Annotated in this window: 19 protein-coding genes, 1 pseudogene and 1 CRISPR repeat array; of the genes and pseudogenes, 19 read left to right on the forward strand and 1 reads right to left on the reverse strand. The window is 61.1% G+C overall.

All coding sequences use genetic code 11. The annotated features are described in order from the left end of the window. From bphI to Q8K05_RS02395, 14 genes and pseudogenes are all read left to right on the forward strand, one after another. Window positions 1–514: pseudogene (gene bphI, locus Q8K05_RS02330) on the forward strand (4-hydroxy-2-oxovalerate aldolase BphI); the annotation flags it as partial. Next, complete coding sequence (dmpH, locus tag Q8K05_RS02335) at window positions 511–1299, forward strand: 2-oxo-3-hexenedioate decarboxylase (protein WP_305244931.1); 789 nt, start codon at window positions 511–513, stop codon at window positions 1297–1299. The pseudogene bphI and the gene dmpH, both read left to right, overlap by 4 nt. 26 nt (window positions 1300–1325) lie before the next feature. Further along, complete coding sequence (locus Q8K05_RS02340) at window positions 1326–1517, forward strand: 2-hydroxymuconate tautomerase (protein ID WP_305244932.1); 192 nt, start codon at window positions 1326–1328, stop codon at window positions 1515–1517. 61 nt (window positions 1518–1578) lie between these two features. Next, complete coding sequence (locus tag Q8K05_RS02345; protein WP_305244933.1) at window positions 1579–3084, forward strand: aromatic/alkene/methane monooxygenase hydroxylase/oxygenase subunit alpha; 1506 nt, start codon at window positions 1579–1581, stop codon at window positions 3082–3084. Window positions 3085–3154: 70 nt separating this feature from the next. After that, window positions 3155–3421, forward strand: a complete 267-nt coding sequence (locus tag Q8K05_RS02350; protein WP_305244934.1) for a toluene-4-monooxygenase system B family protein — start codon at window positions 3155–3157, stop codon at window positions 3419–3421. Between the two features lie 67 nt (window positions 3422–3488). Further along, window positions 3489–3824 carry a Rieske 2Fe-2S domain-containing protein gene (locus Q8K05_RS02355; RefSeq protein ID WP_305244935.1) on the forward strand — a complete coding sequence of 112 codons (336 nt, stop codon included), beginning with the start codon at window positions 3489–3491 and terminating at the stop codon, window positions 3822–3824. A gap of 35 nt (window positions 3825–3859) precedes the next feature. After that, window positions 3860–4168: an MmoB/DmpM family protein gene (locus Q8K05_RS02360; RefSeq protein ID WP_305244936.1), complete on the forward strand. Its 309-nt coding sequence runs from the start codon at window positions 3860–3862 to the stop codon at window positions 4166–4168. A gap of 57 nt (window positions 4169–4225) precedes the next feature. Next, entirely contained in the window at window positions 4226–5212 is a 987-nt protein-coding gene (locus tag Q8K05_RS02365) for an aromatic/alkene monooxygenase hydroxylase subunit beta (RefSeq protein ID WP_305244937.1), read from the forward strand. A gap of 75 nt (window positions 5213–5287) precedes the next feature. Further along, window positions 5288–6310 carry a 2Fe-2S iron-sulfur cluster-binding protein gene (locus tag Q8K05_RS02370; protein ID WP_305244938.1) on the forward strand — a complete coding sequence of 341 codons (1023 nt, stop codon included), beginning with the start codon at window positions 5288–5290 and terminating at the stop codon, window positions 6308–6310. Between the two features lie 92 nt (window positions 6311–6402). Further along, a complete protein-coding gene (locus tag Q8K05_RS02375) occupies window positions 6403–7779 on the forward strand; it encodes an OmpP1/FadL family transporter (protein WP_305244939.1) in 1377 nt (458 codons plus the stop codon). A 139-nt stretch (window positions 7780–7918) separates the two neighbouring features. Then, entirely contained in the window at window positions 7919–8980 is a 1062-nt protein-coding gene (locus tag Q8K05_RS02380) for an alcohol dehydrogenase (RefSeq protein WP_305244940.1), read from the forward strand. A 473-nt stretch (window positions 8981–9453) separates the two neighbouring features. After that, entirely contained in the window at window positions 9454–10374 is a 921-nt protein-coding gene (locus tag Q8K05_RS02385; RefSeq protein WP_305244941.1) for a cation diffusion facilitator family transporter, read from the forward strand. Between the two features lie 149 nt (window positions 10375–10523). Beyond that, a complete protein-coding gene (locus Q8K05_RS02390) occupies window positions 10524–11294 on the forward strand; it encodes a glucose 1-dehydrogenase (RefSeq protein WP_305244942.1) in 771 nt (256 codons plus the stop codon). 43 nt (window positions 11295–11337) lie between these two features. Continuing rightward, on the forward strand, window positions 11338–11586 hold the full coding sequence (locus tag Q8K05_RS02395; RefSeq protein WP_305244943.1) for a DUF2789 domain-containing protein: 249 nt from the start codon (window positions 11338–11340) through the stop codon (window positions 11584–11586). Window positions 11587–11894: 308 nt separating this feature from the next. Here Q8K05_RS02395 and purT read toward each other — a convergent pair whose 3' ends face one another. Next, entirely contained in the window at window positions 11895–13100 is a 1206-nt protein-coding gene (gene purT, locus Q8K05_RS02400) for a formate-dependent phosphoribosylglycinamide formyltransferase (RefSeq protein ID WP_305244944.1), read from the reverse strand. A gap of 211 nt (window positions 13101–13311) precedes the next feature. Here purT and Q8K05_RS02405 point away from each other — a divergent pair, with 211 nt between their 5' ends. From Q8K05_RS02405 to Q8K05_RS02425, 5 genes are all read left to right on the forward strand, one after another. After that, the gene (locus Q8K05_RS02405) at window positions 13312–14124 is read left to right on the forward strand and encodes a siderophore-interacting protein (protein ID WP_305244945.1); all 813 of its coding nucleotides are present in this window, start codon (window positions 13312–13314) and stop codon (window positions 14122–14124) included. A gap of 51 nt (window positions 14125–14175) precedes the next feature. Beyond that, window positions 14176–15120 carry an ATP-binding cassette domain-containing protein gene (locus Q8K05_RS02410; protein ID WP_305244946.1) on the forward strand — a complete coding sequence of 315 codons (945 nt, stop codon included), beginning with the start codon at window positions 14176–14178 and terminating at the stop codon, window positions 15118–15120. Window positions 15121–15337: 217 nt separating this feature from the next. After that, complete coding sequence (locus tag Q8K05_RS02415) at window positions 15338–16153, forward strand: ABC transporter permease (RefSeq protein ID WP_305244947.1); 816 nt, start codon at window positions 15338–15340, stop codon at window positions 16151–16153. Window positions 16154–16344: 191 nt separating this feature from the next. Then, window positions 16345–18036 (forward strand): ExeA family protein, encoded by a 1692-nt coding sequence (locus Q8K05_RS02420; protein WP_305244948.1) that lies wholly within the window; start codon window positions 16345–16347, stop codon window positions 18034–18036. Between the two features lie 32 nt (window positions 18037–18068). Next, the gene (locus Q8K05_RS02425) at window positions 18069–18821 is read left to right on the forward strand and encodes a general secretion pathway protein GspB (protein WP_305244949.1); all 753 of its coding nucleotides are present in this window, start codon (window positions 18069–18071) and stop codon (window positions 18819–18821) included. A gap of 101 nt (window positions 18822–18922) precedes the next feature. Beyond that, window positions 18923–19741: direct repeats of the CRISPR family, unit length 37 nt; unit sequence GTTTCAATCCACGCCCGTCATTGCTGACGGGCGAATC. Window positions 19742–19788: the final 47 nt, after the last annotated feature.

The following is a 19788-nucleotide window of genomic DNA, read 5'->3' on the forward strand; positions in this document are numbered from 1 at the left end:
GGATGTGAAAGCGCGTCTGGGTGCGGTGCGTGCAGCGCTCAAGCCCGAGACCGAACTGGGCTTTCACGGCCACCACAACCTGGCCATGGGCATCGCCAACTCGATCGCCGCGATCGAGGCCGGCGCCAACCGCATTGATGCCGCCGCCGCCGGCCTGGGTGCCGGTGCCGGCAATACGCCGATGGAGGTGTTCATCGCGGTGTGCGCGCGCATGGGGATTGAGACCGGCGTTGACGTGTTCAAAATCCAGGACGTGGCCGAGGATCTGGTGGTGCCCATCATGGATCACATCATCCGCATCGACCGCGATTCATTGACGCTGGGCTATGCCGGGGTCTATTCCAGCTTCCTGCTGTTTGCCAAACGCGCCAGTGTGAAGTACGGCGTGCCGGCGCGCGATATCCTGGTCGAACTGGGACGCCGTGGCATGGTGGGCGGGCAGGAAGACATGATCGAAGACACCGCCATGACCATGGCGCGTGAGCGTAAAAACTCCAACAAGGTAGCCGCATGAAACTCGACTCCGCAACCATTGCCGCGCTGGCCGAACGCCTGGAAAACTGCGAACTGCAGGCGCAGGACACGAGCAAGATCACCGACGACTACCCCGACATGGACTGGGATGACGCCTACGCCATTCAAGACGAAATCCGCCGCCGCAAGCTGGCGCGCGGCCACCGCATCATCGGCCTCAAGGCTGGTCTGACTTCGCACGCCAAGATAAAGCAGATGGGTGTCAGCACGCCGGTGTTCGGCTTCATGGCCGACTACTATGCCGTGCCCGACGGCGGCGAGTGCAAGGTGAGCGAGCAGATCCACCCCACCGTCGAGCCCGAAAGGGCCTTTGTCACCAAGGCTGAGTTGCGCGGCCCGGGCTGCCACATCGGCGCGGTGCTGGCCGCCACCGATTTTGTGATGCCCGGCATCGAGGTCATCGACAGCCGCTACCGCGACTTCAAGTTCGATCTGAAAAGCGTGGTGGCCGACAACACCTCGGCGGTGCGTTTCGTGGTAGGCGGTCAGCCCATGGGCGTGTCGGGCGTGGACCTGCGAACCGTAGGCATCGTGCTGGAGAAAAACGGCCTGCCGGTGGCCTTCGGCGCCGGCGCCGCCGTGCTGGGCCACCCGGCTGCGGCCATTGCCATGCTGGCCAACCACCTGGGCGCGCGCGGCGAGTGCATCCCGGCGGGCAGCCTGATTTTGTCGGGCGGCATCACCGAAGCCGTGGCGGTGCAGGCGGGCGACAACGTCACCTTGCGCGTGCAGGGCATGGGCAGCACCAGCCTCCGGTTTGTTTGAGCCCTCACCCATCAGGAGAACCCAACATGCCATTTGCACAGATTTACATGATCGAAGGCCGCACCGAAGAGCAAAAACGCGCGGTGATTGAAAAGGTCACGCAGGCGCTGGTCGATGCTATCGGCGCGCCCAAGGAAAACGTCAGGGTCTGGATCCATGACGTGCCCAAGGAGAACTGGGGCATTGCCGGCACCAGTGCAAAAGCACTGGGCAGGTAACAGCCCGGGTGGTTCGTAAGACGGGGCATGTCGCCCCGATTTCTAAAGAAGGAGACTGAAAATGGCTTTACTGAATCGAATGGACTGGTATGACATCGCCAGGACGACCAACTGGTCACCGAAATATGTCACGGAACTGGAGCTGTTTCCGGCAGAACTGGCCGGTGACTATGGTCTGCCCCAGGAAGCGTGGGAAAAATACGATGAACCCTACAAGCAGACTTACCCTGAATACGTGAAGATTCAGCGTGAGAAGGATGCAGGCGCCTACTCGGTCAAGGCCGCACTGGAACGTTCCCAAATTTTTGAAAACTCGGATCCGGGCTGGAAGTCGGTGATCAAGGCCCACTACGGGGCATTAGCGAGACTTGAATATGCTGCGGCCAGCGCCGAAGCGCGGATGATGCGCTTCTCCAAGGCGCCTGGCATGCGCAACATGGCGACGATGGGCTGTCTCGATGAAATCCGCCACGGCCAGATCCAGCTCTATTTCCCGCACGAGCATGTGTCAAAAGACCGTCAAATGGACTGGGCGCACAAGGCGATTGACACCAATGAGTGGGCGATGATTGCGGCGCGTCACTTCTTTGACGACATCATGATGACGCGCGATGCCATCAGCGTGTCCATCATGCTGACCTTCAGCTTTGAAACCGGCTTCACCAACATGCAGTTCCTGGGCCTGGCGGCGGACGCGGCGGAAGCCGGGGATCACACCTTCGCCAGCCTGATTTCAAGCATACAGACCGACGAGTCCCGCCACGCCCAGATCGGCGGGCCGGCCTTGCAGGTGCTGATTGAAAATGGCAAGAAGGCGGAAGCCCAGAAAAAGGTGGACATCGCTTTCTGGCGTGCCTGGAAACTGTTTTCGGTCCTGACCGGTCCGATGATGGACTACTACACGCCACTGGAGCACCGCAAGCAGTCGTTCAAGGAGTTCATGGAGGAGTGGATCGTGGCCCAGTTCGAACGTGCCCTGACGGACCTCGGACTCGATCTGCCCTGGTACTGGGATCACTTCCTCGAAGAGCTGGGTGAGACGCACCACGGCATGCACCTCGGCGTCTGGTTCTGGCGGCCTACCGTCTGGTGGAACCCGGCAGCGGGCGTCACGCCGGCCGAACGCGAGTGGCTCGAAGAGAAGTACCCCGGCTGGAACGACACCTGGGGCCAGTGCTGGGATGTGATCATCGACAACGTGGTCGACGGCAATATGGCCATGACCTATCCCGAGACGCTGCCTATGGTGTGCAACATGTGCAACCTGCCGATCAACTACACGCCGGGCAAGAAGTGGAACGTCAAGGACTTCCCGCTCGAGTACAAGGGCCGCCTGTACCACTTTGGTTCCGAGCAGGATCGCTGGTGTTTCGAGCAGGAGCCGGAGCGCTATGCCGGCCATCTGAGCCTGGTCGACCGCTTCCTCGCCGGCATGATCCAGCCGATGGATCTGGGAGGCGCCTTGAACTACATGAGCCTGGCCCCGGGCGAGATTGGTGACGATGCGCACAACTATGCATGGGCCGAGGTCTACAAGACCATGCGTGCCGCCAAGAAGGCAAGCTGAAACCCGCTGACAGATTGAGCCGGCGGCCATGACCGCCGGCTCAACGATTAACCTGATACAGGAGACAGAAATGGCTTTATTTCCCTTGAGTTCCAATTTTGAAGGCGACTTCGTGCTGCAGCTGCTGCCGGTCGATACCGAGAACACCATGGACGAAGTGGCCGCGGCCGCCGCCCATCATTCGGTGGGGCGGCGCGTCAAGGCGCGGCCGGGGCAGATTCTTCGTGTCCGCCGGCAAGGCAGCGAGGAGCTTTTGCCGCGCACCATGAAGGTGGCTGAAGCGGGCTTCAAGCCGACCGAAACCATAGAGATCATTTGGGAAGCCCCCAAACATTAAGGACATGACGGAGTATCGCGGCGACTATCAAGGATGGCCGCGAATTTCGCAAACAGGAAACGCAAACATGACATTCAAAAAAGTGTGCACCCTCGACGACGTTTGGGAAGGTGAAATGGAGTCATTCGAGGTGGACGGGCAGGATATTTTGCTGGTGTGTGCCGAGGGTGGTGTGATCAAGGCCTTTCAGGGCATGTGTCCCCATCAGGATATTCCCCTGGCGGAAGGCAAGTTCGACGGCAAGACGGTGATCTGCCGGGCGCACCTCTGGCAGTTCGATGCCTGTTCTGGCAAGGGCATCAATCCCTCCGACTGCGCATTGGCCGAATACCCGGTCAAGATCGAGGGCGACGATGTCCTGGTTCAAACCGAGGGTGTCAAACCCCTGTTTGCGCACACCTGAATCGGCGCAGTAAACAAACAAACAAGGAGACAGCAATGAATGCAATCGTCAACAAACATGGCAACAACCGGGTCGGTCCCGTGATGCGGGCGGGGGAACTGGCCATGGCCGTGGTAGAGGCGGCCAGGGAAGACAACCCGGACCGGGACATACGGGTCGATGACAAACGCGCCTACCTGCGCATCGATACCGATGATGAATTGATTTTGCGGCGGGAGACGATTGAACGCGCGCTGGGACGCCCGTTCAAGATGAACGACCTGGAAGTTGATCTGAGTTCCTTCGCCGGACGGATCGAGACGCTGCCTGATCAGGTTCGGTTTTATTTCACCAAGCATCTCTGAACCAAACCCAGTACCGGCCCATGCCCGGAAACAACTAATCCATAGAGGAGACAGATCATGTCAGAAGTTCAAGTATTAAAGCCGCTCAAGACCTGGAGTCATCTGGCAGCACGCCGCCGCAAACCGAGCGAATATGAGATCGTCAGCGCCAACCTGCATTACAACGACCGTGATGCCAATGCGCCGTATGAGCTCGATCCCGATTTGGCCATGAACCAATGGTGCAAGAAAAACACCTTTGGCAGTCCGCTCAAACATGATGACTGGAACGCCTTTCGCGATCCGGAGGAGGTGGTTTACCGCAGCTACAACATGATGCAGGACGGTCAGGAAAATTATGTCTTCGGCCTGTTTGACCAGTTCAACAGCCGTGAACATGACAAATCGCTTGACCCCCGTTGGGCCGGCACGCTGGCGCGGATGTACACGCCGGCACGTTACCTCTTTCACACCGTGCAGATGGCTTCGGCCTACGTCGGTCAGATGGCGCCGGCCAGCACCATCACCAACTGCAATTATTTTCAGATGGCAGACTCTTTCCGATGGCTGAGTCATACCGCTTACCGCACCAAGGAGCTCTCGCTGGCTTTCGCGGACAAGGGTTTTGCTGCCGATGAGCGTCATTATTGGGAAACCGATACGGCATGGCAGGGTTTGCGCGAGTTGATGGAAAAGGTTCTTGTGACCTGGGACTGGGCTGAGGCTTTTGTGGCCCTTAACCTGGTGGCCAAGCCTGCCATCGACGAGGCCGTACTGCGCAAACTGGGCGAATCGGCACGTCATAACGGTGACATGCTGCTGGGCCTGCTGAACGACGCGCAACTGATTGATGCCGCGCGGCATCGCCGCTGGGCAACGGCCCTGGTCAAGATGGCGCTTGAAAAGCCGGGCAACGCAGAAGTCATCCAGGGCTGGATCGCCAAGTGGGAACCCTTGGCCGACCAGGCCATCGAGGCCTATTGCGGCGCGCTGGCCGATGTGCCTGGCGCTGCCGAATCGGCCAAACAGGCCACCCGCGAGTTCCGCCGTTCCTTGGGACTGTAAGTCCGTTCCCGGCGCACCGCAGGCACCGATAAGGCGCCTGCGGTGCAGTCCAAAACCCATTCAATGGAATTGTTTATGACCCAGGCCAAAATAACGACCGAAGACGAGGAAAGTACATTTGACCAGACAGGGGAAGATACCGTACTGCGTGCGGCCTTGCGCGCCGGGATTGGTTTTCCTTACGAATGCAACTCCGGTGGTTGCGGTAGTTGCAAGTTCGACTTGCTGGAGGGTGAGGTGGAGCATCTTTGGCCGGATGCCCCAGGTCTGACCGAGCGGGACCGCCGAAAAGGGCGCCTGCTGGCCTGTCAATGCAGGGCCAGCACCGACTTGCGCATCAAGGTACGGATGGCGCCAGAATGTTTGCCCGTCATCACGCCCAAACGTCTTCGCGCCAGATTCGTTGCCATGCACGAGATCACGCATGACATTCGCGAGTTTCGCTTTATCACCGAGGGCGGCGCTGATTTTCTGGCCGGCCAGTACGCGATGCTTTCGATTCCTGGCGTCAGCACGCCCCGCGCCTATTCAATGTCCAATGTCGGCAACAACGCAGGTGAATGGCACTTTCAGATTCGTCGTGTGGCCAATGGCGCGGCCACCGACAAGCTGTTTCATCATCTTCACGCCGGCGAAGAGATCGAGATCGACGGCCCTTATGGCCTGGCCTATCTGCGAACCGGGGTCGCCCGCGACATCGTCTGCGTCGCGGGGGGCTCGGGCCTGGCGCCCATGGTGTCGATTGCCCGAGGAGCGGCGCAATCCGGCATGCTCAAGACCCGCCAGCTCCACTTTTTTTATGGCGGCAGAACCCCGCGCGACATCTGCGGCGAAACCTTCCTGCGCGAGCTTCCCGGCTATGGCGATCGCATCCATTTCCATCCGGTGGTCTCGCTGCCCGGTGACGAGGCTGGCGCGCATTGGAGCGGTGAAACAGGTTTTGTCCATGAACTGGTGCGACGTGTTTTCGGGGACGCCCTGCCCAATTTCGAGTTTTACTTCGCCGGTCCGCCGCCGATGACGCAGACCTTGCAGGAAATGTTGATGGTGGGTTACCGGGTACCTTTCGAGCAGGTCCACTTCGATCGTTTCTTTTGAAGCTGAATATCGTGGGCTTCAAGTCCACGGATTAAGAATTCTCATTCATTGGTAATAAAAATATATTCACATCAAAACGAGGAGACAAGAAAATGAAATCCAAATTAAATGCGCTTGGCGTCATTGCCGCGGCCTGCCTGACCTCTACATCTCAAATGGCTCACGCCACAGACGTCTTCCGGCTGGAAGGTTTCGGACCCATCTCCCACGCCATGGGCGGGGCGGCCACGGCATTCAATGTAGGTGCCGCTGGCATGATGACCAACCCGGCAACGCTGTCGTTGATGACCCCAGGTTCTGAATTTCATCTGGGGCTGGATCTGATCACCACCGACATCAACGTAAAAAACCAGGCGACTGGAGAAAGTGTCTCGTCCAACAACCGCTCCAATAACCGCGGACCCTATCTGGCTCCCGAGGCTGCTTATACCTACCGAAATGGCGCACTGGCACTTGGGGTTGGCGCCTTTGCCCAAGGTGGATTGGGCACCGAATATGGCAAGAGCAGCTTTCTTTCCCGTGCTACTGGCGGCCTGGACACCGGGCTCGAAAACTCAAGCCGTTTGCTGGTATTGAACATACCCTTCGCTGCGAGCTACCAAGTCAACGACAAACTGGCTGTGGGGGGAAGTATTGATGCGATGTGGCAGGGTTTGAACCTCGATATGTTACTTGGCGCGGACCAGGTTGGTGCGCTGATTGGCGCCGGGCGGGTGAGCGGAAGTCTGGTGCCTGTGCTCGGTGGTTTGCCCGATTTGCGTGGTGCCCACGTCAGCCTGACCAAGAACCAGCCCCTGGCCAGCGGCGTTGACGCCTGGGGTTTTGGTGGGCGTATCGGGATGACTTACAAGGTGTCGAATGACACCTTGTTTGGCGCTGACTATGCCATGGAAAGTAAAGTGAATGACATGCAAGGACGGGCTACGCTCACTGCGATCGATGGGATTGCGGGACAGATCCCTCTGCAGGGCAATATCAAGGTGCGTAATTTCCAGATGCCCGCCAAGCTGGATATTGGCTTAAGCCACCGCTTCAACGATCAGTGGATGATGGCCGCCGATGTTTCGCAAGTATTTTGGAAGCATGCAATGAAAGATATCAATGTCGGTTTTGTCTCAGACAGTGGGGGCACCCTTGACATCCTATTGCCGCAAAATTACAAGAATCAGACCATCCTGTCTGTCGGTGTAGCCTACCAGACGGGTAACTGGACGCTGCGTGGCGGTGGCCGAATTGCAACTCAGGCGCTGCGCTCAGAAACGCTTTTTGCTGTGATTCCTGCAATCCCCAGAAAACACATTTCGGCCGGTTTTTCTTATGCTTTCTCCAAGGAGAATAGTATTGATTTTGCATATGCCCACGCCTTTAAGGAATCGATGGGCAACGCGAGCCTGCCGAATACCTCAGCGCCGATTCAAGTTAGCCATTCACAAAACAACGTGACCATCGGTTATACGCACAGGTTCTAAACAGGATTCCCGCTCCCACTTCGGCGAGGGGATCACTCTCGCCGATTTTTCCCGGGCACGTAAATACCTGATCAGTTACGCCACACAGGGGAAAAAGGAGGCGCCGCCTCCGTCCATTCACCGTAAAGGAGACAACACCATGAAAGCAGCAGTTTACTTCGGTCCGCAGGACATCCGTTGCACCAACATCCCCGATTCTGTCATTCGCGCCGACCACGAAATGCTGGTCAAGGTCACGGCGACCTCGATCTGTGGTTCCGACTTGCATCTGTATCGCGGGGCACTCGACCCCATCATGGAAAAGGGACAATCGCAAACCGGCCACGAGCTGGTGGGTGAGGTGCTCGATATCGGCAAGGCCGTTGGCCGCTTCAAGCGGGGCGATCGCGTGACCATGGGGTACTCGGCATCGTGCGGCCACTGCTACATGTGCGAGGCGGGCCAGACCGCGCATTGCGAAACGACGCAGAAAGCGGTTTATGGTTTCGGCGTGCCGTTTGGCAACCTCAATGGCACGCACGCGGAAACCCTGGTCATGCCCTACGCGGACGGCCATGCCATGAAAGTGCCCCATGGAATATCCGACAGTGCGGCGCTGACGCTGTCGTGCAACCTGCCCACCGCCGTCATCGCCAACCATCTGGCCGACATTCAGGTGGGTGAGAGCGTGGCGGTTGTCGGCTGCGGCCCGACCGGCCTGATGGCACTGGATATTGCCCTGCACCGGGGTCCGGGCCGGGTCGTTGCGTTCGACACCGTGCCCCACCGTTTGGCAGCCGCTGCCAAAAAAGGGGCGGTTGCCATCAATTCAGCCGAAGACGGCTGGAAGGACAAAGCGCTGCAACTCGCGGGCGGCCGCGGCTTCGACAAAGTGATCGAAATGGTGGGCTATCCCGAAACCCTGCAAATGAGCCTCGATCTGGTTCGTCCCGGCGGCACGGTCGCGGCTTTGGGTGTGTTTTGCGACAGCAGTTTCAATCTCAATCTGGCAGACGTGTTTTTGCGCGACATCACGCTGCACATGAATGGCTTTGCCAATGTCCAGCCGTACATGTGGGAGGCCTTGCGCATGATGGAGCGGGGCGTGATTAATCCGCAGGAATACTTTTCGCATACGTTTTCGCTGTCTGATGTGGACAAGGCCTTCTCAACCTTCGACCAAAAGGCGGAGGGTGCGATGAAAATGCTTATCCTGCCCTGAGCAGAAAAAAGGTTACCTGTAGATTCCCGGATGATGCTTGTGGATCCGGCACAAACGAGATATTCTGGCTTCCGTGTAGTTTGCTTCCCGACATACTCAGGGCCTCAGACCGCGCGGGAGCAGGCCATGACTTCCGATATAGCTGACTTCGTGGACATCCCGATTGAGTGATTTCGCGGCTCAATGGCTGGTCTGCCGGTTTCCCCTGTCAAAGCTTCGCCCCACACCTCGCGATGTGCAACGCATGACTCGGGGTCTGAGTGATCCACCATTTCGTCCCGGCATGAACTTTCATCGAAAATCCACCTCTTGCTTGAAACCATCGCCCTTCAGGGCGTTGGATACCGGCCCCGGCCTGAAGGCCTGTCGCTAATTTCTCGCTCAACTACGTTCTGCCAAGCCTTCATGCCCCATACCAAAGAGGGAATCCCACCGCAACAAGGGTGCATGGCCAGCACCAAAGGACCGCGCCCATGAGCGCCGCACACGACCATGGACACAGCCATGCGCCGGCCAACTTCGACCGCGCATTTGCCATCGGGATTGTTCTCAACACGCTGTTTGTTGCCATCGAGGCCTGGTATGGCTGGAAGGTCAACTCGCTGGCGCTCCTTGCCGATGCCGGCCACAACCTGAGCGACGTGGCCGGCCTGGTGCTGGCCTGGGGCGGGGCGCTGGCCGGCAAGCTGCGGCCCAATGCCCGCCACACCTATGGCTGGCAGCGGGCATCCATTCTGGCCGCGTTCTTTAACGCCCTGCTGCTGCTGATGGCCATGGGCTCGCTGGCGTGGGAAGCAGTCGGCCGCCTGGGATCGCCCGAGGCTACCGAGGGCTGGACCATCATCGCCGTGGCAGGCGTCGGCATTGCGGTCAACACCGCCACCGCCCTGCTGTTCATGCGAGGCCGCAAAGGCGACCTGAACGTTCGGGGCGCCTTCCTGCACATGGCGGCCGACGCACTGGTATCGCTGGGCGTGGTGATGGGTGGCGCGCTCTACCTGTGGCAGGGCTGGGCCTGGATAGACCCGGTCATGAGCCTGGCGATTGCGGTGGTGATCGTGCTGGGCACCTGGAGCCTGTTCAGTCAATCCTTGCACATGCTGTTTGACGGCGTACCCGAGGCCATTGATCTGGACGCCGTGCACAAGCTGCTGCTGGGGCTGCCGGGGGTGGGCGAGGTGCACGACCTGCACGTCTGGGCCATGGGCACCTCGAAAATCGCGCTGACGGCCCACCTGGTACTGTCTGATCCGGCGGCGGACGCCGACGCGCTGCTGCACGAGGCCGAGCACGAACTGCATGCGCACTTCGAGATCCGGCATGTCACGCTGCAGGTGGAGTCACCCGGCTATGCCCTGCAGTGCTCCCTGCGCGCAGGGGCCGGATGCAGCTGAAAGGCGGGCTGCGGCGCGCATTGGCGCTATTTTCTGGCCCATCGAATCGACAATTGATGTAACGCAATGCCGGCGCGCCTATCCGCTGTCCAAATGGACCGCTGGGGAAGGCATTCGCCCGGCTCCAGCTGCACAAAGGAATATTTCGCATGGACAGACTCAAAGGCAAGGTAGCCATCGTCACCGGCGGCGCACTCGGCATAGGGCGCGCGTGCGCGATTCGCATGGCCGAAGAAGGCGCGGCGATTGCCGTATTCGACATACTTGACAGCCAAGGCGAAGCGCTGGCCGCCGAACTCGCAAGGCGAGGCTTTCCGTCGCGCTACTGGCATGTCGATGTCAGCAGCGAGGCCAACGTGCAGAGCGCCACGGACGCGGCTGCCGCGCATTTTGGCCGTCTGGATGTGCTCGTAAACAACGCCGGCATTGCCGGGGCCAACAAGCCCACGCACGAGATCACCGAAGCCGAATGGGACAAGGTCCAGGCCATCAACGTCAAGGGCGTGTTCTTTGGCGTCAAGCACGCCATCCCGCACCTCAAGCGCGCGGGCGCTGGCAGCATCATCAACCTCTCGTCCATCTATGGCGTGGTCGGCGCGCCCGATGTTCCGCCCTACCATGCGTCCAAAGGGGCGGTGCGGCTGATGTCCAAGACCGACGCGCTGATCTATGCCCCTGACCGTATTCGCGTCAACTCGGTCCACCCCGGATTCATCTGGACGCCCATGGTTCAAGGTTTTTTGCAGACCCAAGGCAGCGAAGCCGACGCCGGCCGCAAAGCGCTGGGCGAACTCCACCCGCTGGGTCACGTGGGCGAGCCCGACGACATCGCCATGGGCGTGGTTTATCTGGCCTCGGACGAATCCAAATTCGTGACAGGCACCGAGCTGGTGATTGATGGCGGCTACACCGCACGGTAGTCGAAGCCATGGCACGGGCACCTGAAATACCTTGAGGACGACCATGGACCAGCCCATTCATCGCTTTAGCGAACTTTTTGCCCAGTTGGGCCTGTCTGCCGACGCGCAGGCGATTGCACAGTTTATTGCCACGCACGCACCGCTGGCGGCAGACATTGATCTGCCCGACGCCGCTTTCTGGACACCGGCGCAGTCGGCCTTCTTGCGGGAAGAACAGCTGGACGACGCCGACTGGGCGGAACTGGTCGACCAGCTGAACCTGGCGCTTCGCCAGCCAGCCTCAGGCACTTAGACGTCGGTTGTTTCAGGGTCGCTTGCGCCTTCAGAAAACGGGAAGATGCTGCGGATAGTCGCGCTGCATGCTGCGCCCACCGGCCGCCAGCATCTGCAGCAGGCGCGTTTGGGCGTGAAGGCTGCGTGCATTCAGGTCATCGGCATCATCGGCTGAATGGCGGGCTGCGATGCTTTGCGTAGCGCCCCCTCAAGGCACGCAATCCCAGCCATGTCAGCGCGGCCAGCAAGACGACCCACGACGCATCAGCCCCAAACATAGACATCTCACCGTTCAACCTCTCCAGATCACCATTTCACACGTTCCCATTAACTTGCCGCGCGGGGTTTCACCAGCGATGCAGCCTGTTTGGCCCGCGCCCGCGCCACCTCCAGCGCGCTGTCAAAAGCCAGCGCCACGCCCATGCGGCGCTTGACGAAACTCTCGGGTTTTCCGAACAGGCGAACATCGGTGTTGGGCACGCGCAGCGCCTCGGCCACGCCGTCAAACACGATGCCGGCTGCGTCGACGCCGCCATAAATCACGGCGCTGGCGCCCGGGCTCTTGAGCGCGGTGTTGACCGGCAAGCCCAGGATGGCGCGCGCATGCAGTTCAAACTGGCTCTGCCACTGCGTCGCCATCGTCACCATGCCGGTGTCGTGCGGGCGCGGGCTCACTTCGCTGAACCACACGTCGTCGCCCTTGACAAACAGTTCCACGCCAAAAACGCCCTGGCCGCCCAGGTTGTCGGTCACGGCCTTGGCGATGTCCCGGCTCTTTTGCAGGGCGGCCGGCTGCATCGGGTGCGGCTGCCAGCTTTCCACATAGTCGCCATTGACCTGGAGGTGGCCAATCGGCTCGCAAAAATGCGTTTCGACCTGGCCATCGGCACCCAGGGCCCGCACCGTGAGCTGCGTGATCTCGTAGTCAAAATCAATGAAGCCTTCCACAATCACCCGGCCGTGGCTGACGCGGCCGCCGGCCATCGCGCAGTCCCAGGCGGCTTGCACATCGCCCGGTGCGGCAATCTTGCTCTGGCCCTTGCCCGACGAGCTCATGACCGGCTTGACGATGCAGGGGTAGCCGATTTTGGAATCAATCGCCGCCTGCAATTCGGCCAGCGAATCGCAAAACACATAGGGGCTGGTCGGCAGGCCCAGCGTTTCAGCGGCCAGGCGGCGAATGCCTTCGCGGTCCATGGTCAGGCGCGCGGCTCTGGCCGTCGGAATCACGCGCACCGTGCCAGCGGCTTCGAGCTCCTCCAGCATGGCCGTGGCAATCGCCTCAATCTCGGGCACGACCAGATGCGGCCGCTCGGTTTCAATCAGGCTTTTAAGCTGCGCCGGATCACTCATGGTGATGGTGCGCGCATGGTGCGCCACCTGCTGGCCGGGCGCGTGGTCGTAGCGGTCGACGGCGATGGTTTCCACGCCCAGGCGCTGCAGCGCAATCAGCACTTCCTTGCCCAATTCGCCCGAACCGAGCAGCATGACTTTGGTCGCGTGGGGGGACAAAGGAGTTCCGATGGTGGTCATAAGCAATGAAAAAATAAAAAATGAATGGCAGAAAGACCGCGGGGGGCCGGGTGGCGTGAGCAGCACGCTCGCGCCTGACTACTTTACTTCAAGCCTTCGCCGCCAGCGGGTTTAACCCTCGCTGGCTGCCCCTTGATGCCTTTTGGTTGACAATCATTCTCACCTGCAACACCGTCAAGCCGCCCGCCCCGGGCCCGATAGAAAGCGCCAGATGCCCCAAACCGCCAGCACCCCACCCCTTGACAACGCCCCGCGCAAACGCCGCCCGCCACGCCGGGTGGAGGTCAGCCGCGTGCAGGTACTGAGTCCCGCCATGCGCCGCATCACGCTGAAAGGCGCCGAGCTCGAAGGTTTCGCGGTCAACGACCCGGCCAGTTACATGAAGCTGATCTTTCCCGAGCCAGGCCAGACCGAGCCGACCCGGCCCCTGCCCGACGGCCCGCGCGCCACCACCATGCGCACCTACACCCCGCTGGCGGTGCGGCCCGAGGCGCTTGAAGTCGATGTGGATTTTGTGCTGCACGGTGAAGGCCCGGCCTCCACCTGGGCAGCGCAGGCGCACGTGGGACAGGTGCTGTTTCTGATGGGACCCGGCCCCGGCTACAAGCTGCCGCTGCAGGCGACCGAGCATCTGCTGGTGGGCGACGACAGCGCGCTGCCGGCGTTTGAAACCATTCTGGCCAGCCTCCCGCCCACGGCGCGGGTCCGCATGCTGGTGGAGGTGGCCGACGCCGCCGAGCAACGCGTCCTCACCAGCGCCGCGCCACTGGATGTTCAGTGGGTCGTTCGCGGCCCCGACAACAGCCGCGCCGGCCAAGCGCTGGAAGCGGCCCTGCGCCAGGCCGGCCCGAGCGCTGCAGCAACCCACAACATCTACCTGGCCTGCGAGGCGGGCGCCATGCGCCGCATTCGCCAGCTGCTGACGGGCGAACTGGGTGTGGCGCGCAGCCAGATCGTGGGCCGGGGCTACTGGAAGCTGAGCACGGCGAACCATCCTGACCATGACTATGGCGAAGACGCCTGAATAAGCGGGCGCAAAGGGCAAAGAGATCTGACGGATGGGCACAATAGCGCCATGCGCCCGCCCCTTTTTGAAGTTTCCAACCTGACCAAACGCTACGGCGGCAACACCGTGGTCAACCAGCTGTCTTTTTCCATCGCACCGGGCGAATGCCTGGGCGTGATTGGCCCGAACGGAGCCGGAAAAACCACCACCATCCGCATGTGCCTGGGGCTGACCACCCCGGACGCGGGGCGTATTTCCTACTTCCCCAACGGCGCGGCGGCGCCCGCCCTGCAGATGCCGCGTGACGCGCTGGCCATCAAGGAAAGGCTGGGTGTCGTCAGCCAGTTTGACAGCCTGGACCCGGATTTTTCATGCGCTGAAAACCTGCTGGTGTTTGGCCGCTATTTCGGCCTGAAAGACGCGGTGATCAAGGCGCGTATCCCGAAGCTGCTGGAGTTTGCATCGCTGACCCACAAGGCCAACGCCAAACTCAGCGAGCTGTCGGGCGGCATGAAACGGCGCCTGAGCCTGGCGCGCGCGCTGGTCAACGACCCGCAATTGCTGCTGCTCGACGAGCCCACCACCGGCCTGGACCCGCAGGCCCGGCACCTGATGTGGGAACGCCTGCAGCGGCTGGTGCAGCAGGGCAAGTCGATTTTGCTGACGACCCACTTCATGGACGAAGCCGAGCGCCTGTGCGACCGGCTGCTGGTGCTGGACCATGGCCAGAAAATGACCGAAGGCGCACCGCGTGACCTGATTGCGCACAACCTGGAACCCGATGTGGTCGAGGTCTATGGCGAGGGGGCCTTGGCGCTGACGGACTCGCCCATCAAGGCGCTGGCCGCGCGCACCGAAGTCAGCGGCGAAACCGTGTTTTTCTACACCGACGCGGCCAAGCCGCTGCTGGCCGCCCTGAGCGACTACCCGCAGCTGCGCACGCTGCACCGCCCCGCCAACCTCGAAGACCTGTTCCTCAAGCTCACCGGCCGCCAGATCAGGGAGGACGCATAGTGAGACGTTCTCTAAATCCAATTCTCGGGCGCATGGCTGCGTTGCGCGGTGCTCGGAATCCTCATGGGTTATTGGGGTCAGACACCAATTTCGCTGCGGTGCGTGGCACCGCACCCTACGGGCGAGCCGAAGGCTCGGCAAATTTGGGCTCTGACCCCAAAAACCCTCCGTGCGCCTTGCCCTGCATCCCGACAATTGAATTTCCAGAAGTCCACTGATGCCAAAAACCCAAAATACCTGGTACGGACTCTTCCGGGCGCCGCAACTGAGCGGGCGCTGGCTGCCCGTGTTCCGGCGCAACCTGCTGGTCTGGCGCAAGCTGGCCGTGCCCAGCCTGGTCGGCAACATCGCCGAGCCGCTGATCACGCTGGTGGCTTTTGGCTACGGCCTGGGCGCACTGGTCGGGCAGGTTCAGCTGGGTGGTTCGGCCGTGCCCTACATCCTGTTTCTGGCCAGCGGCTCGATCTGCATGAGCGCGATGAATGCGGCCTCGTTCGAGGCGCTGTACTCGGCCTTTTCGCGCATGCACGTGCAGCGCACCTGGGACGGCATCATGAACGCGCCGGTGCGGCTGGACGACATCGTGTTGGCCGAAATGCTGTGGGCGGCTTTCAAGTCGCTGTTCACCAGCGCCGTGATTCTGGTGGTGATGCTGGCGCTGGGCATCAGCCACAGCCCGATGCTGCTGCTGGCCCTGCCGCTGCTCGGCCTGGTGGGCATCGTGTTCGCCAGCATTGCGCTGATCTTCAACGCCCTGGCCAAGGGCTACGACTTTTTCACCTATTACTTTTCGCTGTTCCTGACGCCCACGATGTTTTTAAGCGGCGTGTTTTTTCCGCGCGACCAGTTGCCGGGCGTGATGCGGGTGGTGTCCGACTGGCTGCCGCTGACGGCTGCGGTGGAGCTGATTCGCCCGCTGTTCCTGGGCCAATGGCCGGCGCAGGCGCTGCTGCACCTGGCCGTGCTGGTGACCTATGCGGTCGTGGGTTTCTGGGTTGCGCTGGCGCTCACGCGCAAGCGGTTCCGGAACTGAGGGCCGCAGCGGCATCCTTTCGTTCCGGATGCCATTTTTCAAGAAAATAATGGGCCTAGCCCAATATATACGAGCACTATCAGCTACTATTTTTATAGCAAAATCAAGCGATCACCTGTCATCGCCGATATGGCTTTCCATGAACCGGCCCCCGATTCGTCACCGCTGCGCCGCCCCCCTATCATCAGGGGATGTACGCCAAATTCTTCGGCCTCAGCCAGGACCCTTTTTCCATCGCCCCTGATCCGCGCTACCTGTTCATGAGTGAGCGGCATCGCGAGGCCCTGGCGCACCTGCTGTATGGCCTGGGGGGCGGCGGCGGATTTGTGCTGCTCAGCGGCGAGATCGGGACCGGCAAAACCACCGTGTGCCGCTGTTTTCTGGAGCAGATTCCGGACAACTGCAATGTGGCCTACATCTTTAACCCCAAGCTGTCAGTGCCCGAGTTGCTGCGCTCGATTTGCGACGAATTTCATATCGACCTGCCCCAGGGCGCAGCGAGCGCCAAGGATTTCATTGACCCACTGAACGCGTTTTTACTGCGCACGCACGCGGCAGGCCAAAACAATGTGCTGATCATCGACGAGGCGCAAAACCTGTCGGCCGACGTGCTGGAGCAACTGCGGCTGCTGACCAATCTGGAGACCAACGAGCGAAAGCTGCTGCAGATTGTGCTGATCGGCCAACCCGAGCTGCGCAGCATGCTGGCCCGCCCCGAACTGGAGCAGCTGGCGCAGCGGGTCATTGCGCGGTTTCACCTGGACGCGCTGTCGACCCAAGAGACCACGCAGTACATTGCCCACCGGATGGCGGTGGCCGGCATGACCGGCGCGACACCGTTTGACAGCAAGGCCACGGCACGCATTCACCAACTCGCGCGCGGGGTGCCACGGCGCATCAACCTGCTGGCGGGCCGCGCGCTGCTGGGGGCTTATGCCAGCGGCACGGCGCGTATTGACCGGCGCATGGTGGACCAGGCGGCTGGCGAGGTGTTTGGGTCGGATCAGCACCACAAAAGAAACGCATCAGGCAAAGCAGACGGGATCGACGCTGCAGCAAGGCCGCGCAGCTACTGGCCGGCAGTGTCCCTGGCCGTTGCCGGCCTGGCGGGGCTCCTGGTGGGGGCGGCCGTGGTGGACAAGATGGGCTGGCGCCTACCATCGCGCCCTGCGGATGCCGTGACAAGCGCGGTGGCCGAGCCCGCCGCGCGCCCCGCATCAAGCACGGCACCAAGCCCCGTGTTGCTGTCCCAGACCGACTTGGCCGGGATTTTTTCCTCAAACTGGCGCACCCAGAATGAAGCCTGGCAAGCGCTTGGCCAACTCTGGGGGCTGGCGCTGGATGATCAGGACCCCTGCCGGGCAGCCTTGCAGCAGCGGGTTTACTGCTTCAGCAGCAAGCAAACCGCTCTTTCCCTGCTGCGCGAGCTCAACCGGCCAGGCATCGTTACCCTTTTTGACGGGAACAGCACGCCCACCTACGCCTTACTGACCGGACTGACCGCGCAAACGGCCACCCTGCGCAGGGGCGCGCAAACCCACACGGTGCCGCTGCCTGTGCTGGCGCAAATCTGGCGGGGTGACTTTGCCACGCTGTGGCGCGCCGCAGAAGGTTATTCTGAAAAAGCCACCAGTGGTTTGCCCATCCCCGCCAGCGACTGGCTGGCCACCCAGCTGGCCAAAGTTCCAGGCGCAGCAGCACCACAAACAGCAGCCAGCAAGGCCACACAGGGGGCAAAGCCATCGGCCGAAGCGGCATTGCGCGCCAAAATTTATGCCTTTCAGCTAGCCCAAGGGTTGACGCCCGACGGTCAAGCCGGCCCGCTGACGGTGATGCAGCTAAACCGTGCCACGGGCATGGATGAGCCTCGTCTGCAAACTTAAAACACACCACCCCCCTGACCTGAAAACCGCCCATGTCTTTAATTCTTGACGCACTCAAAAGAGCCGACTCGGAGCGTGCGCACGGGCGCGTTCCCGGGCTTCATACCCAAGCCATACCACCGGGCAAGCCCGCCCCTGCGCTGCGCCAGTCGGTCAGGCCCTACCTGCTGCTGAGCGGCGTGGCCCTTGCGCTGCTGTGCCTGGCGCTCTGGAACTGGCCAAGACCAAGCACCCCGGCTGCGAAGTCACCGGATACACCGCCTCCGATAGCGACAATGTCACCGCCAGCGCCAAGCGCTGCCGCCCCTGCAATCGCCCCCGCCCCTGTTGCTGCAGCAGCCCCCCCGGCAATGCAGGCCAGCGCCCCGCCTTCAGCGGCCGCCACCACGGTCAACCGCAACACCACCAGCACCAGCACCAGCAACAACAACGCCCAAGTGACGATGAAAGCACCCGTCCTGGCAAAGGTCCCGGCGAAACCCGCCGCCCCAGCGGAACGCCAGCGTGAACAACAGGCCCAGCCCCTTGTCGCGGCCCCTACAGCCCCACCGGCCAATCCCAGCCCCGCGCTCAGTGAACTGCCGGAGAACATCCGGCAAGCACTGCCAAAACTCGCCATCAGCGGCTCCATCTATTCCGAAACAGCCGCCCATCGCATGCTGATCATCAACGGCCAGGTGTTTCATGAAGGCGAGAAACCCGCGCCCGGCCTGGAACTTGAACAAATCAAGCCCAAAACAGCCATTTTCAACTTCAAGGGTCAGCGTTATTCGATGGGCTACTAAAGCCAAGGGACGGGCAAATTATCAGAATGCCTTCGTCGTAGCAAGGACGCAGGCCATGGATGGCAGCACTACGCTCTTCATGAACCGGCGCCCGATAAAAAATTTCAATCCACGCCCGTCATTGCTGACGGGCGAATCGGCAGATCCAAACGCGCCCTTGAAGGCCGCATTGTTTCAATCCACGCCCGTCATTGCTGACGGGCGAATCGATGCCAGCACGGGCGCCTCTGCGCGCGTGACCGGTTTCAATCCACGCCCGTCATTGCTGACGGGCGAATCGGCACGCCGCGCACTTGCCCGGGGCGCACCGGCTTGTTTCAATCCACGCCCGTCATTGCTGACGGGCGAATCGTTTTGGGTGCTGCAGGGCGGTCCCGATGTGAAGCGTTTCAATCCACGCCCGTCATTGCTGACGGGCGAATCACCACCGCCGTTGTCCTGGCCGTCATTTATGCGCTGTTTCAATCCACGCCCGTCATTGCTGACGGGCGAATCGCTCCAGCGGGTGCCTGGTGCGTGTTCCCGTAATGTTTCAATCCACGCCCGTCATTGCTGACGGGCGAATCATCTCGTCTGGCTTCATTGTGGTCCTTTGCTACTGTTTCAATCCACGCCCGTCATTGCTGACGGGCGAATCAGGCCGAACGTGACCTGCGCGTGGCAGAGCTGCAGGTTTCAATCCACGCCCGTCATTGCTGACGGGCGAATCAGCATTACCACTTGCCCGTTGCGCCGGTGCCGGTGTTTCAATCCACGCCCGTCATTGCTGACGGGCGAATAAAATTCCACGGTTTCGCCGGATTGTGATGCCATGTTTCAATCCACGCCCGTCATTGCTGACGGGCGAATCCTCCTCTACCAGCAGCTTGAGGTCGCCGGCCGCGTTTCAATCCACGCCCGTCATTGCTGACGGGCGAATCGCCATCGCGGCCCGGTCAGCTGGATAGCGCAGCGTGTTTCAATCCAC

The organism is Polaromonas sp. (genome assembly GCF_030682935.1).
Taxonomy (GTDB): Bacteria; Pseudomonadota; Gammaproteobacteria; order Burkholderiales; family Burkholderiaceae_C; genus Polaromonas.